Origin of the sequence: Pararhizobium arenae (assembly GCF_001931685.1) — a bacterium.
GTDB lineage: Bacteria > Pseudomonadota > Alphaproteobacteria > Rhizobiales > Rhizobiaceae > Pararhizobium > Pararhizobium arenae.
In genome coordinates this window covers 166,722-182,278 of sequence record NZ_MOOY01000003.1, presented here as the reverse complement: position 1 = coordinate 182,278, position 15,557 = coordinate 166,722, and the positions used below count along the sequence as shown (strand labels likewise).

Here is a 15,557-nt window from a genome sequence, read left to right as displayed (position 1 = left end):
ATCATGCCGACGGACTCGATGCGACGCAGAATATGATGACGTACTTAAAAGCCCGTTAAATTTGAAGCGCCGGTTTTGCCGGCGAGATCGACAAATTCAGCGCGCCAGCACCGGCTTCTTCAGGCCCCAGCTATCGGCAAGGCGCGTTGTGGAGGAAATGCCGGCATCTAGCATGAACGGGCCGGGGGTATCGGCACGGCCGCGCGACGCGGGCCTCGGCTTCAGCGGCGTGCCATGGCCCATGCCCTCGATGCGGTAGAATTCCACCGCGGTTTTCCCCGTCCGGTCTTTCCATTCCCTGCGCAAGTGGCCGTCCACCGTGCTTTGCGTCGAACCCGACGGGTCGAGGCCGTGCAGATCCAGCCACTGCTGCAACAATGCCTCGGCATTGGAGAGGGCGACCGTCTGGTCGTGCGTGCCGTGCCAGATCGAGACAGACGGGATCCGGGCCCTGCCGCCCGCAAAACGGTGCGGCGAAGCAGCGCGCACGAGATCGCCCCACTCCGAGGCCGACCGCTCCGGCGCCTTTTTCATTGCGGCCAGGGCGCGGTGCACATCGCGCGCAGCCCCGTAAGGAAGCCCCGCGATGATGCCGCCGCCGGCAAACAGCTCCGGATAGGCCGCAAGCATTGCCGCCGTCATCGCGCCACCGGCCGAAAGGCCGGTGATGTAGATCCGGTTTCGATCAATGCCGTGGGCGTTGACCATGCGCTCGATCATCTGGCGGATCGACATCACCTCCCCCCGGTCGCGCGTGACGTTGCTGGGGCGAAACCAGTTGAAGCAATAATTCGGGTTGTTGCTGCGGGTCTGCTCGGCATAGAGAACCGCAAAGCCGCGCTCGCGCGCAAGCGTCGACCAGCCGCTGCCATGATCATAGTCGCGAGCATTCTGCCGGCACCCATGCAGCACCACCACCAGGGGCGCCTTTCGCGGCAGATGCGGCGGCACGTAGCGAAGCATATGGAGCCGGCCGGGATTGCTGCCGAAACCGGTCACCTCCTCCAGGCGACCGGCCGGCACCTTCTGGGATTTGGCGGCCGGCTTGAGCGGCGCCGGCGCTGAGAACGGAGAAAGCGCTATGGCCTTTCGGGAAGCCTTGACCGCTTTCAGAACGGTCTTTTCTAGGCGGCGCTGCTGGCGCAGCATGGACGAGAAAGAAAACTTGAAAGGTGATCGCAAGGCATGTCCTTCCAGCCGGGCCTGCCGTGCGGCACGGCCAATATGCTCCACCCGGAAGAGAATATGGTGCGGATCACTATTGGCGGCAAGGGACGGCTGCGATCCTTTGCTCAGCTTCTCAGCGCAAAGCTTTCAAAAGGCCCGGGGGATGACGATGCGCCGAATAGCGTGAAATCGTGCAGCGAGCGGCTGAAGGGAAACTTCAGAATGACCTTGGACGCCAGTTCCAAAGCTGCGGTACGCTCGCATTCCTTGTCGGTGATGCGGCTTCTCTGGCAGAGAGCTGTGGTGCTATCCAGCAGCCGGTAATCATGACCGCTGTAAACAAGCGCTACGCCTTCGTTCATGGCGAAGGAAACCGCCGGCACAACCACGATGCGCAGGCTACCCAGCCAGATCGCCATGATCGCCAAAAACACTGTTGCCGTAAAAATCTGAAGAATAATCCGCATCGTGTCCACCTTGGTTTTCCCAAGGCTTACACTATTCAGAGTTGCAGTGAAGATGGCATGTGACGCCATGAGCGACGATGGTAAACAAGGCGTAAACACTCTCTTTCCGTTTACCGGACGAGTGACGGCACAATCCTTGCTGGTATCTTGCCGAGCTACCGGCGCATGAATGCCTCGAAGGCCGCGCGGGCCTCGGCACTCTTCAGCTGATTGGCGAAATGCACGGCCTCCTCATCGATTCGGGCGATGACATCGCCGCGGTCACCGCGCAGCAGGCGGCGGGCAATGGCGAGCGCTGCCGGCGGCTTTGCAGCGAGTTTGGAGGCAAGCGCCAGCGTTTCGCCTTCGACGGCCTCCGGCTCGACGATCTTGCGGATGAGGCCAGCGGAAAGCGCGTCTTCTGCCGTAAAGGCGTCCCCCATGGCCAGCAGTGCAAAGGCCCGCTGGTGGCCCATGACGCGGGGCGCGAGAAGGCTGGAGGCAGCCTCCGGCACCAGCGCCAGATCGACGAAGGGGGTGCGGAAGACGGAACGGGCGGAGGCGACCGTCAGGTCGCAATGCAGATGGATCGTCGTGCCGACGCCGATCGCCAAACCGTCCACGCCGGACACCACCGGCTTGTCGATTGTAGCAAGGGCGCGCAGGAACTCGATCACATCGCGGCCCATGGCGCCACCCATCGCAACCGCGATGAAATCGGCCATGTCATTGCCGGCGGAAAAGCAGCCTTCGGTACCGAGAAAGGCGACGGCCTTGACCTCCGGATCGGTGGAGGCCGCAACGAGCGCTGCCGCCATCTTGCGGTACATGGCGCTGGTGATGGCATTCTTCTTGGCCGGCCGGTTGAAGCGGATAACCTCGACGCCCGGATGAGCGTCTGGTCGTTCAATGAGGACGTCGTCGGTCATGGTTTTTCCTCAGCCAAGGGCAATTCGGGCAGCGGCGAGGCTCTCGGCGCCGTAGACGATGCTATGTTTCAGGGCGGCGGTCTCGCCGATGAGATTTTCGGCGGCAAAGCGGCAGAGCGCGATGCGGGCCGGCTGCTGACCGTCGCCGGCATCGGCAAGCGCGCCCTTGGCGAGATAGATGCCGGTGAGCGTCAGGCCGAACAGGCGCTGATAGGCGGTGGCGCCGGCGAGAGCGGCGGCGGTTTCGCCGGCGGCGAGGCGCTCCAGCAGCCAGACGGTTGCCGTTTCGAGATCGCGCAGCGAGGCGTTCAGGCGGTCCTTGGTCTCGCCAAACCCTTCGAGATTTGAGGCGGCGACGGCGCCTGCGATCTTGGCGAGCTCGACGATGAACCCGCGCACATGATCGCCGTTGCCGATCGGCAGCTTGCGGGTCACGAGGTCGATCGCCTGAATGCCGTTGGTGCCCTCATAAATCGGGGCGATGCGGGCATCGCGCAGCAGACGGGCGGCGCCCGTCTCCTCGATGAAGCCCATGCCGCCATGCACCTGCACGCCCATGGAGGCGACATCGACGCCGGCATCGGTGCCGAAGGATTTGGCGATCGGGGTCAAGAGGCTGGAGCGGTCGGCCCAGAAGCGCGCCTCGTCGCCCTGCAGATGGTGCGACTTGTCAACGGCGTGGGCACAGCTATAGGCGATGGCGCGCGCACCTTGCGTCAGCGCCTTCATGGTGAGCAGCGTGCGGGCGATATCGGGATGATCGATGATCGGGCTCATGCCCTTGCCGGAAAAGCCCGGCGCCTTGCCCTGCGTGCGCTCGCGGGCATAGGCGATCGCCTTTTGGGTCGCGGCATCGGCCATGGCGACGCCCTGCACGCCGACGGCAAGGCGCGCATTGTTCATCATCGTGAACATGCAGTTCAAACCACGGTTTTCCTCGCCGATCAGGTAGCCGATCGCACCCTTCTCTTCACCGAAGCGGCCGTCGCCATAGATCATCGTGCAGGTGGGTGAGGCGTGAATGCCGAGCTTGTGCTCCAGCGCGTGGCAGAAAAGGTCGTTGCGTTCGCCGAGCGAACCGTCTGCATTGACGAGGAATTTCGGCACGAGGAAAAGCGAGATGCCGCGCGTCCCTTCCGGCGCATCGCTGAGGCGGGCAAGCACCAGATGCACGATATTGTCCGTGAAATCGTGTTCGCCCCAGGTGATGAAAATTTTCTGGCCGAAAATGCGGTAGCTGCCGTCATCGCGGCGCTCGGCGCGGGCTTTCAGCACACCGAGATCGGAGCCGGCATGGGGCTCCGTCAGGTTCATCGTGCCGGTCCATTCGCCGGAAATCATCTTTTCGAGATAGGTGGCCTTGAGGTCGTCGGAGCCATGCTTTTCCAGCGCCTCGATCGCGCCCATGGTCAGCATCGGGCCGAGCGCGAAGGCCATGGAGCCGGCGTTCCACATTTCCATGGCGGCGATGTGCAGCATGTGCGGCAACCCCTGCCCGCCGAATTCGGCATCCGCCGTCAGGCTGTTCCAGCCGCCGGCCGCCCAGTTGCGGTAGAGATCACGCCAGCCATCCGGTGTCCTGACGGCGCCATCGACCAGCTTGGAGCCTTGCGTGTCGCCGACGGTGGCAAGAGGGGCCACCTCATCGCTGGCGAAACGACCGGCCTCATTGACCACGGCCTCCACGGTATCCTGATCGAGATCGCCAAGGGCGCCTTCCGCGAGCGCGGCATCGAGGCCGGCAACATGCTTCAGCGTGAAAAGAATATCTTCGACGGGCGCCTTGTACATGGTCGTCTCCTCCTGCCATCCCATGATAACCTCGCCCATGCGTCAGGCGATGTCTCCTAGTGGCGAAATTATTGATTTTTACGTAAACGTCAATATCCGATACGGATCGATTGCCCCTTTACCCCGACGCCATCTGCAACAAGAATGTCATGAAACGCGCCTAAGCGTCTTCTGCCCCGGGTTAGGACATTCAACCACATGAACCTGTTATCGCGCGACATTCCCGGACTGGTATGGGCCTATCGTTTCACGCCGGGCGAAACGCGCTGCAGCCGCATCGCCATCGATTCCTCGGTGGAAAACCTGCGGCAGACGGGTGAAGGCTGGATCTGGGTGCATCTGGCGCTGAGCGACGCCCGGACGCCGGCGTTGATCGAAAAGATTTTCGACCTGCCTTTGGACGTCATCTCCACCCTCACCAGCCACGACACCCAAGCCACCATCGCCGTGACGGACGATATCGTGCACGGGACGCTGGTCGATTTCGAACGCACCTTCGATGCAGAGACGAAGACGATCGGATGGCTGCATTTTGCCGTCAGCGACCGTTTCGTCATCACAACGCGCCTGCACCCGCTGCGCAGCATCGACCGGGTAAAGTCTGCCGTCGAGCAGGCGAACCGCTGCGCCCGCCCAATCGATCTTTTTGAAATGATGGTCGTCGAGTTCCAGCGCACGCTGATCAGCCTTGTGCTGGAACTGACGGAAGAACTGAATGTCATCGAGGACGATGTCTATGGAGAGGCGGGGCACAACAGCCAGCCGCGCCTGGCGCCCCTGCGCCGGACGGCTGTGAGGCTGCATCGGCACCTACGGACACTGCTGGCGCTCCTGCGGCGTGTCGGCACATCCGAGGAAGACGAGGTGCCGCCCGGTTTTCTCGACGCTGCCGAGCGCCTGTCGGACCGGCTGGAAACGGTTGATCGCGACGTGTTCGCGCTTCAGGAGCGGGCGCGGCTGCTGCATGAAGAAATCGACAGCAAGCTTTCATCCGAAACCAACCGCCATCTCTACATCCTTTCGCTGATGACGGCCTTCCTGCTGCCGCCAACGCTGGTCACCGGTTTTTTCGGCATGAACACCGGCGGCTTGCCGCTTGCGGAAGGCATTCACGGAACCCTGGTTGCGGGCATGTTCATTCTGATGTCAATGGGGCTTGCCTGGACGATCCTGAAACGGATCGGCATCCTGTAGACCGTATGATGGAAAAAGGGCCGGCGATGCCGACCCTCTTGATGTCTCGATTGCATTCAACCTTACGAGTAAGGCGAATAGCACTGCTGGCGCGGGCCGTTATACGGCTGGAACGTGTTGTCGTACGCGCGGTACGAACGATAACGGTTTGCACACCACTGCGCATGGGAACCGCCGCCGCTGTAGCTCGGAGCCGGGTAAACCGGACGCGGCTGGGCAACGGCACCGCCGATGATTGCGCCGGTCGCGAATGCAGCAAGGGGGAACCAGGCGCCGTTATACTGACGATAGCCCGGACGCGAATAACGATAGCCGCGGTGACCGTTGTAGTAATAGCGGCCGCCATTGCGATAGTAGCCGCGGCGATAATCGCGGTCACGATCACGGTCGCGGCGATACTGTACGGTCTGGACGTCAGAGACGCGTTCCGCCTTTGTTGGCACCGGAATTGACGTGAAAGCCTGCGACGGTGCAACCGATGTGATCAGAAACACGGCCGAAAGGGCGGCGGGGATAAGTTTGCTCAAGCGACCCATTTGGGTTCCTCCGTTGGGTTCAAGGTTGTCGTTCTGCCCCTTAAAACTGCAGGGTCGCCGATTTTGTTCCGCCCTCGCCTGCACCGCGCCGCATCGCCAGAAATCGTGATCCGCCCATTTACCGTTCGTTAACCATGACGCCGGCACGCTGTGTCCCATGACAAAACGCCGGAAAACATTGGTTTCAGGGCTTTTGAGCCTCTCCTTCGCCCTTGCCGCGACCATGTTCGCGACACCGCTCAGCGCGCGCGACGTCATGCCCTGGAAGACGCCATCTAACGCGATCGTGATCGATGCCTACGAGATGAACATCATCGACTGGGAGAAAATGCTGACCGACAAGCGCATAGCCGGCTTCATTGCCAAGGCGTCCGACGGGCTCCCGGAAAGTTTTTCCTGCACCGGCGATCACAACGGCGACACGGTCAACCACTGCAAGACCATGTGGCGCAAATATGCCGTCAGCCGCGAGCTCTACCTGACGCGCCGCATGATCGCCCGCGCTAACGGCCTGCTGTGGGGCGCCTATCATCTGGCCCGCCCCGGCAATCCCATCGATCAGGCCAATCATTTCATCGACTACGCCGCGCCGCGCGACGACGAGCTGATGGCGCTCGACATCGAAGGCATCGATGCGGAGAAATTCATGTCGCTGGAGGATGCCGGCATTTTTGCCGGGCATATCAAGACCCGCACCGGACGCTATCCGATGCTCTACACCAACCACGCGACGGCTAAACACATTGCCCAGCATCGGGATCGATATCCGATCCTGTCGCGCCTGCCGCTCTGGTACGCCCGCTACAAACCGGGCATTCGCGACATCTTTCCGATGGGCAACTGGGACAGCTATGCGCTCTGGCAGTTTTCGGCGGCCGCCAATTGCGGCAAGCGGCGCTGCCCTTACCGGGTGGCGGGAACGCTCAACGATATCGACGTCAATGTCGCGGCGATGAACGCGGCGGAGCTCAAGAAGATCTGGGCGAAGGGCGAACTGGTGCCGGAGAAGCCATTTGCCACACCGCTCCTTATCGCGTCCGCAGAGGCAGGCTCCTCCTCCTCCGGAAGCGGCATCGGCGTGGACATGATGCTGACGGCCTCGATCAAACCGCAGAAACCGCTCCCGCTGGACTTGCGCAACCGTCAAAAGAACCATTTTGAACTCTTGAACTAACGGCAAGTCCCCAGTTTTGGGGAGGCTGCCCTGCTGGGGCAGCACTTGTGTTTTCCCGCTCCGGCAAGCATATGTTTACCACCGCGCGCGAATAACGTTGCCGACCGGGCAGGTTTTGTCCGTCTCCCCCGCAGAATGGTTTAGAACGCCAAGCTCGATACCACTGCACATGATGAGCAGATGACGACCAAGATTGTGATTTCCAGCAACCGCACGACACCCGTGTCGGTGCTCAAGGCCGACAGCCAGCTGGTCGTGAACCAGAACATCAGCCTCACCACGTCCGGCACCGCCATCGTCGCGACCGGCGTCGCCACAGACCGCGATTTCTATATCAACGGATACGTCACCTCGGCTTCCGGCTATGCCGTGCGGTTTGGCGCTAGCGGTGTGGCCGATAGCGACAGCATGTTCGTCATCAGCAAGGCGGGCAAGGTTTCCGGCACCACCGGCGGCGCCATGGAGATCATGAGCGGCGGGCTGGAGCTTACCAATCACGGCACGATCGAGGGCAAGCAGACGACGCTTCTGGTCACGGGTGCTGCGACCCAAATCGTCAACAATGGCCTGATCACCTCTTCCGCCGGCACCGCCATCAAGGCGAGCGGCAAGGACGAAAAGGTGATCAACCACGGCGCGACGAAAGCCGTTGGCGATGCCATCGTGCTTACCGGCTCCTCGGCCGAGTTCACCAACAATGGCGAAACAAGTTCCAGCAAGGCGCGGGCGCTGGTCTCCTCGGGCAGTTCTGCGACGCTCACCAATCACGGGACTTTGAAATCCGCGACGGACGCTATCGTTTCCTCAGGAAGCGAGGCGACCATCACCAATAACGGCCTGATCTCCTCAACCAAGGCCTTGGCTATTCTGGCCTCGGGCATCTCCGCGATCGTCACCAACAATGGTGGCACGATCAAAGCGGTAAAGGATGCCATCGTTCTCACCGGCGACAACGGCACCGTCACCAACAACGGCACCATCACCTCGTCGGCCTATGGCATTTCCGTCGATGCCGACAAAGCGATCGTCACCAACAACAAGGTGATCAAGGCTGCCGGCGGGGTCACCATCGATGGCGCCAGCAATGTGCTGACCAACACGGGCACAATAACGGCCACCAAGACGGGAATCGCCGCAATTGATTTTTCCGGCACCGCGGCTTCGCAGTTCAAGAATTCCGGCCTTGTCGAAAGCACCGGCACGGCGTTCCTTGGCGGCAATGGCGTGCAGAAGGTTTTCAACACCGGCACGATCAAAGGCTCGATCCATCTCAGCGGCGGCAACGATTATTTCGAGGGCCTGATCGGCACCGTCACCGGCAGCGTCTATGGCGGCAAGGGCAACGACACTTATGTCATCGGCAGCGCATCCACCACGCTCGTCGAAAAGGCCGGGGAAGGCACCGATCTCGTCAGATCCAGCGCCACATACACCCTGAGGGACAACTTCGAGAACCTGACATTGCTCGGCTCCGGCAACAGCAACGCCACGGGCAACACGCTCGCCAACCAGATCCATGGCAACAGCGGCAAAAACGACATCAGCGGCCGTGGCGGCAACGACATGCTTTGGGGTCACGCCGGCGCTGACACCCTGACCGGCGGCTCGGGGTCAGATACCTTCGTCTTCGCAACCGGCGACGGCAAGGACACGATCAAGGATTTTACCGCGACGGGATCAAGCTACGATATCCTCGACCTGACAGGGCTTTCCAGTATCACCAGTTTCAACGATCTGGTGAAGAACCATATGAAGCAGGTCGGTTCAGACGTCCATATCAATGGACTGAACGGCGATAGCATAACGCTTGAGAACGTGAAGATCGGGCATCTGGATGCCGGCGATTTTCTGTTCTGAAACGCTGACACACAGTCAGTTGACAAACACTCCGCGTCATCCTCGGCCTTGAGCCGAGGATCTGCTGGCGGCACATCGATGCGGAGACAGTGGAAGATGCTCGGGTCAAGCCCGAGCATGACGGAAGGGCTATTTTCAGCCCATCAAAACGCCCAGACACACGCAGGCTGAAGGCTCAAGCCTCGATCTGCACATCCCCGATGGGCCGCGAACAGCAGGCGAGGATGTAGCCTTCCGCGATCTCGTCATCGAGAATGCCGCCATTGTGGTTCATCTCGACGTCGCCCGAGATCTTCATCACCCGGCAGGTGCCGCAAATGCCGCCCTCGCAGGCAGCGCCGATGCGCACGCCGTTGGCGCGGGCCGTCTGGAGGATGGTCTTGCCCGGCTGGCATTTGGCTTCCTTGCCGGCCATGGTGAAGGTGATGGTGGAGACGGCGTTGGCATCCGCCTCGCCGGCCCCTGCCCGGATCGCAAGCTCTTCTTCGGCAGGCGCTGCCGCCGGTTGGAAGCTTTCCTCATGATAGCGGGTCATGTCGAAGCCGACGCTTTCGAGCATGGCTTTGACGCCCTTCATGAACGGCTCCGGCCCGCAACAGAAGACGGTGCGGTCGCGGAAATCGGGCGCCAAGAGCGCCAGCTTCGAGGTTTCGATGCGGCCGCGCAGGCCGTGCCAGCCGTGGCGCGGCGCATGGGTTTCGACGATGAAGCCGAGGTTGAGGTTCGGCATGTTGCGCGAGATATTTTCAAGCTCCTCGCGGAAGAGCAGATCGTCCGGTGCGCGGGCGCAGGAGAGGAACGTCACGTTCGTCTGCGGCGCGCAATCGGCCATCCAACGGGTCATCGACATCATCGGCGTGATGCCGGAACCGGCCGAGATGAACAGGTACTTTTCACCCGGATGGCGCACGAAGGAGAAATCGCCGAGCGGGCCGAAAGCCCGGAGTTTCATTCCGGGCTTCAGGTTTTGGAACATCCAGCGGGTGCCGATGCTGTTTGCCTGCGCCTTGACCGTTACCGCAACCGAGAAGGGGCGCGATGGCGTCGAAGACAGCGTGTAGGTACGCATGACCGGATCATCTGCCTTCACCGGCAGTTCGAGTGTGACGAACTGGCCCGGCAGATACCGGAACCAGGCGTCCTTCTCGGACTTGAAGGTGAAGGTCATGACATCCGGCGCCTCGACGGTCACCGCGATGCACTCCAGCATCTGCTGGCGGTCATTGAACGGCTGAAGCTCATCGAAGTGACGGAAGGAGGAGGCAATCGTCATCTCAGGCGACCTTGAACAGAGGAGCAGTCGCGCCCTTCAGGCGGTCCTGCATGAAGTTGACGTACCATTCGACGAACTGCATGACGCCGCCTTCGTGCTCCGGCGAATAGGGGCCGGGCTGGTAGGCGGGCGAGCGGATGCCGAAGGCATTTTCCTCGACGATCTGGCGATCCTGGTCGTTGGTTTCCGTCCAGACATGGGTGAGCTCGTCGAGATTGTAGTCGACGCCTTCGACCGCATCCTTGTGCACCAGCCACTTGGTCGTGACCTGCGTCAGTTCCGGCCCGAGCGGCAGGACGCGGAAGGTGATGGCGTGATCGGCCAGCACATGGTTCCAGGTCGAGGGATAATGGAACATCAGCAGCGTGCCGATATGGCTCTGGCTGACATCGTCCGACAGCTGGCGCTTGACGGCGCGGGCGCCGGACATGGTGTAGCTTTCCGCACCTTCGATCAGCGGCATGCGGGCGATGCGAAACTGGCCGGTGTGATCGATCTTGAACTCGCTCGGAAGCCCCTGGGCTTCGCAGCGCGCCCAGTGCTCGGCGATAACCGGATCGTCCTTGGCGCCCTGCACGCCGGTCGCGGTCGGAGCCTCCGGATAGGTGCGGCAGAGTTCCGGATGGTTGGCGGCGCAGTGGTAGCACTCGCGGTTGTTTTCCCAGACGAGCTTCCAGTTGCCCTTCTCGATGATGGTGCTCTCAAAAGCGACCTTGGTGTCCTTCAGATTATGCGGCTGAAGATAGCGGGTCACCATGTCGCGCATCGGCTGAAAGTCGATCGGCTCGTCGGCAAGGCAGATGAAGATGTAGCCGCCGACGGTCTCGCAGGCGATGGGCTTCAGGCTGTGCGCCGCCTTGTCGAAATCCTCGCCCATCTGGCGGGCAAACAGCAGCGAACCATCGAGTTCATAGGTCCACTGGTGATAGGGACAGACGAGCTTGGCAGACGAACCCTTTTGTCCCGCGCAGACGCGCGAGCCGCGATGGCGGCAGGAATTGTGCAGCGCCCGGACCTCGCCCTTGCGATCGCGGGTGATGACCACCGGATAATCGCCGACCTGGACGGTGAAATAATTGCCGGCCTTCGGCACTTCGCAATCATGGCCGATGAACAGCCAATCCTTGTACCAGATCTGCTCCAGATCGAGCTTGTAGAGATCGGGATCGGTGTAGAAGGCCTGTTCGAGGCTGTAGCCGTCGCGTCGGGTCTTGAGCTTGCGGAGGACTTCGCTGCGAAGATCCATGGTTCTTTCCTTGTGTTCGCCACATCATTTGAAGTTTTAGCGAGCAGGAAAGGAACCGCCGTCGTGCGGGAGTGCACGCCGTCTGATGGTTCACATTCCGGCTGCCCGCCGCAACCAAGACATCAATTTCGCCTCAAAGGCTGGTTTCCGGGCTCTGGAGCTGTCCTTGGCAGGACTGTCTCGACGCCTTCCCGGATTGCTCCAGTGGCTTTTTGCCGAGGTTTCGCTCCACCACCGTTGCGGGGGCAGCGCCGGATTTCGACCGGCTTCCCAATTCTCCGCCCTCCCTAAAAGGCGGCACCGTTGAGTGGTTTCATTTAAGCCGAGAGATGGATGTCGCAATCGTCAATTAGCGACAGACGATTCAAGAAAGACGACACTACACATATTCTGCTTCACTATAATTTATCCATTAGAAACAACGATATGCAGATTTTTTCAGCATATGGCGCTTTTTCGGGCGGCCGCTGATACCAGAGCGAGCGGATGTCACATTGCGACATCGATCCACGGGCCCTTTGCGATCACGCAAGCTTCGCGACATCGTGGGTGGCTAGAAGGAAGACGGCGTTAACCACGCTGGAATAGTATCTTCTAATGGACGATCGGCAGCCGCCGCTGCCGCAGCATGCAAAACGGGTATGGACCATGCCAGAACTGCGTTACTTCGACACCGCCAAGGCCGAAAAGGACACTCCGGTCACCAAGACAGGCGTGCACACCGAATTCCTGCGCACAGGCCGCATTACCCGTCGCGGCGACGACTGGCATCCGGCGGAAAAGCGCTATCTTACCCACAAGGAAGTGGCGGAACGCACGGGCCGCAAGCTGGAAGCCGCCGGCAGCCAGGCGCATGAGCGCATCAACAGCTTTCATGCCTCCATCCGCTTTCCCAAGATCGTTTATCACAGGACGCTGAGCGGACGGCCGCATCTGGGGTATTGCCACGTCACCTCCGCAAAGACCAAGTTTGCCGAGTTCGACGATGTGCGCTGGTCCTTCTACATCGCCAACTTCTTTGCCGATGTGAGCGACAAGGACCTGTTCTTCAAGAATATCAGCCTTGGCTATTCCCGCATGTTCTTTGCCGTCGCGATGGAAAGGGACGCCGAGGAAGGCAAGCTGGTCGTTGATCGCAAGATCCGTGACGACGGGCTTCTGTTTCGCACACGCGATCCGAAAGCGGCACTCAAGAACGTGCTGATGCTCGGCGCCGTCAACGAGTCGCTGCGCAAGATCATCCAGAAACTCTGAAAAAACTCCGCCTTTTCATCCTTTGCGGATGCCGCCCCATGCTCTAAAGAAGCCGTCATCAGACGCGCTGAAGGCAAGAAGGCATGGCGGACATCATCGACACCCGAACCGACCCGGAGACAGCGCTTGTCCGCGCCGAGAAGGTTCTGTCGGAAGGTTTTCCCGTCGCGATCCCGACCGAGACCGTCTACGGGCTCGCCGCAGACGCCACCAATCCGGACGCCATCAGCCGCATCTATGAAATGAAGGGGCGGCCGCGGTTCAATCCGCTCATCTGCCATGTCAGCGATTTCGCGATGGCGGAGGAGTATGTCATCTTCGATCCGTTGTCGCGCCGGCTTGCGGACGCCTTCTGGCCGGGACCGCTGACGCTGATCTTGCCGCTGAAACCGACAAGCAAAGTGCATGCCCTGGCATCCGCCGGCCTCGATACGCTGGGCGTGCGCATGCCTGACGGGTTTTCGCGAAAGGTCATCGCCCGCTTCGGCCGACCGTTGGCGGCCCCGAGTGCCAATACCTCCGGCAAGATCAGCCCGACGACGGCGGCCCATGTGGAGGCAGATCTCGGCAGCAAGCTGACGCTGATCCTTGATGACGGGCCGGCGGAAATCGGGCTGGAATCGACCATTCTGAAGGTAGAGGGCGACAGCATAAAGCTGCTCCGTCCCGGCGGGCTGGATGTCGCCGATGTCGAGAAGTTGACGGGGCTCTCCGTCGAACGTCCCGCGAGCGCCGGCGCCGCAATCGAGGCACCGGGCATGCTCGCCTCGCATTATGCGCCCGGCGCGCGGGTGAGGCTCAATGCGACGAGCGTGCAGGCTGGCGAGGCGCTGATCCGGTTTGGCGGGGGCAAGATCGCGGGTGAGGACAAGGCGGTGGTCGTGCTTGATCTCAGCCCAAGCGGCAATCTGCGGGAGGCGGCTGCCCATCTCTTCGACTATATGAAACGGGCCGATGCGTCCGGGGCCGAGACAATCGCATTCGGGGTGATTCCGAACGAGGGTCTGGGCGAGGCGATCCTCGACCGTATCGAACGCGCGGCCGCGCCCCGGGATGGGGAAGCGGTGTGAGTCGGATACGCGCTCTATCGTCCCCTCTCCCCGCGCGCGGGGAGAGGGCTAGGGTGAGGGGCAGTTTCTCATCCTTGTCATTGCTTTCGTGTCGCCCCTCATCCGGCCTGTCGGCCACCTTCTCCCCGCGGGCGGGGAGAAGGGACAAGCGGCAAGTTTTCGCGCGCCACTCAAGGAGCCACCTCCAATGACAATCCTCTCCCCCGAACTCATTGCCAGTTTCGCAGCGATCGTCGGTCCGGCCAATGCCCTGATCAGCCAGAGTGACATCGCGCCGTATCTCGTTGAATCGCGTGGGCTCTACAAGGGGACCACGCCGCTGGTGCTGCGGCCGGGCACGATCGAGGAAGTCGCCGCTATAATGAAACTCGCAACCGCGACCGGCACGCCGATCGTGCCGCAAGGCGGCAATACCGGGCATGTCGCCGGCGGCATTCCGCGGACGGGGGAAAACGATGTCGTGCTGTCGCTGCAGCGGCTGAACCGCATCCGCGATGTCGATCCCGTGGGCAACGTCATTGTTGCCGATGCCGGCTGCATTCTCGCCGATATCCAGAAGGCCGCCGAAGACGTCAACCGACTGTTTCCGCTGTCGCTCGGCTCCGAGGGCTCCTGCCGGATCGGCGGTAACCTCTCGACCAATGCCGGCGGGACCGCCGTTCTCGCTTATGGCAACATGCGCCAGCTTTGCCTCGGCCTCGAAGTCGTGCTGCCGACCGGCGAAATCTGGGACGGGCTTCGCCGCCTGAAGAAGGACAATACCGGCTACGACCTGCGCGACCTGTTCATCGGCGCGGAGGGTACACTCGGCATCATCACCGGCGCCGTGCTGAAGCTCTTCCCGCGGCCGCTCGGCCATCAGGTGGCTTTCGCAGGTGTCAGCAGCGTCGCAGATGCCCTGACACTTTTCGATCGCGCATCAAGCCTTGCCGGACAGGCGCTGACGGGCTTCGAGCTGATGCCGCGGCTTGGCGTCGAGTTTACCTCGAAGCACATTGCCGGTGTTCGCGACCCGTTGCCAACGCAACACGCCTGGTATGCGCTGATCGATATCTCCACCTCGGACAGCGCCGAAACGGCCAACCGCATGATGGAGAGCCTGCTGGAAAGCGCCATCGCCGACGGGCTCGTGGAAAATGCCGTGATCGCTGCCAACGATGCGCAAGGCAAGGCGCTCTGGCATATGCGCGAAAGCATGTCGCCGGCGCAGAAGCCGGAGGGCGGCTCGATCAAGCACGACGTTTCCGTGCCGGTCTCCAGCATTCCCGCCTTTATGGCGGAAGCGGACGAAGCCGTGATGAAGGCCATTCCCGGCGCGCGCATCTGCTCCTTCGGCCATATGGGCGACGGCAACATCCACTACAATATCTCGCAGCCTGTGGGCGCGGACAAACAGGCCTTCCTCGATCGCTGGCGCGAGATGAACGCTCTCGTCCACGGCATCGTGCTGAAATACAACGGCTCGATTTCCGCCGAGCACGGCATCGGTCAGCTGAAGCGCAATGAGCTTGCGGAGGTGCGCGCCCCGATCGAAATCGACCTGATGCAGCGCATCAAGCACGCCTTCGACCCCGCCGGGATCATGAACCCCGACAAGGTGCTGAAGATCAAAGGCTGAGA

The 15,557-nt window shown here is 61.5% G+C and carries 13 protein-coding genes and 1 riboswitch; of the genes, 6 read left to right on the top strand and 7 right to left on the bottom strand.

The features are described 5' to 3' along the window. Nucleotides 1–96 precede the first annotated feature (96 nt). The 4 genes from BLX89_RS07385 to BLX89_RS07370 form a co-directional block, all read right to left on the bottom strand. Nucleotides 97–1,182: an extracellular catalytic domain type 1 short-chain-length polyhydroxyalkanoate depolymerase gene (locus BLX89_RS07385; RefSeq protein WP_075290024.1), complete on the bottom strand. Its 1,086-nt coding sequence runs from the start codon at nucleotides 1,180–1,182 to the stop codon at nucleotides 97–99. Between the two features lie 110 nt (nucleotides 1,183–1,292). Continuing rightward, entirely contained in the window at nucleotides 1,293–1,634 is a 342-nt protein-coding gene (locus BLX89_RS07380) for a hypothetical protein (protein ID WP_143523540.1), read from the bottom strand. 155 nt (nucleotides 1,635–1,789) lie between these two features. Beyond that, nucleotides 1,790–2,542 (bottom strand): crotonase/enoyl-CoA hydratase family protein, encoded by a 753-nt coding sequence (locus BLX89_RS07375; RefSeq protein WP_075290022.1) that lies wholly within the window; start codon nucleotides 2,540–2,542, stop codon nucleotides 1,790–1,792. A 9-nt stretch (nucleotides 2,543–2,551) separates the two neighbouring features. Further along, nucleotides 2,552–4,333, bottom strand: a complete 1,782-nt coding sequence (locus BLX89_RS07370) for an acyl-CoA dehydrogenase (RefSeq protein WP_075290391.1) — start codon at nucleotides 4,331–4,333, stop codon at nucleotides 2,552–2,554. 198 nt (nucleotides 4,334–4,531) lie between these two features. Here BLX89_RS07370 and BLX89_RS07365 point away from each other — a divergent pair, with 198 nt between their 5' ends. Continuing rightward, nucleotides 4,532–5,527 carry a transporter gene (locus BLX89_RS07365; RefSeq protein ID WP_075290021.1) on the top strand — a complete coding sequence of 332 codons (996 nt, stop codon included), beginning with the start codon at nucleotides 4,532–4,534 and terminating at the stop codon, nucleotides 5,525–5,527. A gap of 62 nt (nucleotides 5,528–5,589) precedes the next feature. On the opposite strand, the gene BLX89_RS07360 is transcribed toward BLX89_RS07365, so the two are convergent. Beyond that, nucleotides 5,590–6,063, bottom strand: coding sequence for a BA14K family protein (locus BLX89_RS07360; protein WP_075290020.1), 474 nt, complete (start codon nucleotides 6,061–6,063; stop codon nucleotides 5,590–5,592). A gap of 157 nt (nucleotides 6,064–6,220) precedes the next feature. On the opposite strand from BLX89_RS07360, the gene BLX89_RS07355 reads away from it, so the two are divergent. Continuing rightward, nucleotides 6,221–7,237, top strand: a complete 1,017-nt coding sequence (locus tag BLX89_RS07355) for a glycoside hydrolase family 25 protein (protein ID WP_083637369.1) — start codon at nucleotides 6,221–6,223, stop codon at nucleotides 7,235–7,237. A gap of 180 nt (nucleotides 7,238–7,417) precedes the next feature. Continuing rightward, a complete protein-coding gene (locus BLX89_RS07350; protein WP_075290019.1) occupies nucleotides 7,418–9,094 on the top strand; it encodes a calcium-binding protein in 1,677 nt (558 codons plus the stop codon). A gap of 175 nt (nucleotides 9,095–9,269) precedes the next feature. On the opposite strand, the gene BLX89_RS07345 is transcribed toward BLX89_RS07350, so the two are convergent. Continuing rightward, a complete protein-coding gene (locus BLX89_RS07345; RefSeq protein WP_075290018.1) occupies nucleotides 9,270–10,367 on the bottom strand; it encodes an FAD-binding oxidoreductase in 1,098 nt (365 codons plus the stop codon). 1 nt (nucleotide 10,368) lies between these two features. Beyond that, nucleotides 10,369–11,613: an aromatic ring-hydroxylating oxygenase subunit alpha gene (locus tag BLX89_RS07340; protein ID WP_075290017.1), complete on the bottom strand. Its 1,245-nt coding sequence runs from the start codon at nucleotides 11,611–11,613 to the stop codon at nucleotides 10,369–10,371. 121 nt (nucleotides 11,614–11,734) lie between these two features. Further along, nucleotides 11,735–11,933, bottom strand: a riboswitch (cobalamin riboswitch). A 328-nt stretch (nucleotides 11,934–12,261) separates the two neighbouring features. On the opposite strand from BLX89_RS07340, the gene BLX89_RS07335 reads away from it, so the two are divergent. The 3 genes from BLX89_RS07335 to BLX89_RS07325 all read left to right on the top strand — a co-directional run bounded on the left by BLX89_RS07335 (nucleotide 12,262) and on the right by BLX89_RS07325 (nucleotide 15,555). Beyond that, nucleotides 12,262–12,867, top strand: coding sequence for a DUF6656 family protein (locus BLX89_RS07335; RefSeq protein WP_075290389.1), 606 nt, complete (start codon nucleotides 12,262–12,264; stop codon nucleotides 12,865–12,867). Nucleotides 12,868–12,950: 83 nt separating this feature from the next. Next, complete coding sequence (locus BLX89_RS07330) at nucleotides 12,951–13,937, top strand: L-threonylcarbamoyladenylate synthase (protein ID WP_075290016.1); 987 nt, start codon at nucleotides 12,951–12,953, stop codon at nucleotides 13,935–13,937. Between the two features lie 187 nt (nucleotides 13,938–14,124). Then, nucleotides 14,125–15,555 (top strand): FAD-binding oxidoreductase, encoded by a 1,431-nt coding sequence (locus tag BLX89_RS07325; RefSeq protein WP_075290015.1) that lies wholly within the window; start codon nucleotides 14,125–14,127, stop codon nucleotides 15,553–15,555. The last annotated feature ends 2 nt before the right edge of the window (nucleotides 15,556–15,557 follow it).